The organism is Thiorhodococcus mannitoliphagus, assembly GCF_010915725.1.
GTDB lineage: Bacteria > Pseudomonadota > Gammaproteobacteria > Chromatiales > Chromatiaceae > Thiorhodococcus > Thiorhodococcus mannitoliphagus.
In genome coordinates this window covers 1-952 of the sequence record NZ_JAAIJR010000360.1, presented here as the reverse complement: position 1 = coordinate 952, position 952 = coordinate 1, and the positions used below count along the sequence as shown (strand labels likewise).

Below are 952 nucleotides of genomic sequence, written 5' to 3'. Positions count from 1 at the left end.
GGCTCATTGTGGGTTTTGAGGACATGCTTGCGGCTGCAGTAACGTCTCGAGAAGTGATCCCAGCAAGGCCCGCCCCCGTCGCCTGACGTTATGCACAAATTCGAAGAACCCCAGATACAGTGGCAGCTTTTCTTGAGAGATGCCACGGTGCGGACGCAGCTAGGAGCGCAACAGCGACCAAAATCCTTCCATGGTGTTGACATGGACCTCGTGAAAGCCGTCGCCATCCTCGTCGCGAGCGTATTCACCACGACTGTGACAGACGCTTTTACGTTGATAGCCCCAGGCGGGCAAGGCGTCGTAGATCACGTATTCATCGGTGTGGATCAGGGTGCCAGGCTCAATGGTCTCTTCGATGAGGGGGCGGATCGTGCGCTGTTTGACGTCCGCCAACATGACGATGCGCACCTCTCCGCCACGCTCGATCATGCCGAAAATCGGTGGCTTGTCCTTCGCCAAGGTGCCCCGTCCGGGAGCGCCCTTGAGCCGGCGACGACGCGGTGCGCGTCCCACGATCCGATCGGGGCGCCCCTTGTGTCCAGCCACGATGTAGACCTCATCACACTCGACCAAGCCGCTCAGGCGCGCCTTGCGACGACGCTTGACGATCCCCTCGCGCAGTTGCTCGGCCATCCACTGACCATCGCTTTCATTCACACCGAGCTCTTCGGCGATCTGCAGATTCGACTGGTTCAGGCCCATCAAGTACAGATAGGAGAACCACACCGACAGCGGCTGGTGGCGCCCCATGAAGATCGTCCCTGTCAGGTCATCGAAGCGTTTCGCACAGTTTCGGCAGATGTCGCGGCGACAAGCCCTGTGTCGGTGGTTGCGGCCACGTTTGACGATTTTGTTGGAGCCACAACGTGGACAATCAACTGCGTGCGGCCAACGCATCCGTCGGACTTCGTCGTAGCATTTCTCTTCGTCGATCAAGTCGTTGAGACGGCAC

At 59.3% G+C, this 952-nt stretch carries 1 protein-coding gene; it reads right to left on the bottom strand.

Annotated features, from left to right (window positions below; translation table 11 throughout):
- Nucleotides 1-159: 159 nt before the first annotated feature.
- On the bottom strand, nt 160-936 hold the full coding sequence (locus G3480_RS26875) for an IS1595 family transposase (protein ID WP_240906112.1): 777 nt from the start codon (nt 934-936) through the stop codon (nt 160-162).
- Nucleotides 937-952: the final 16 nt, after the last annotated feature.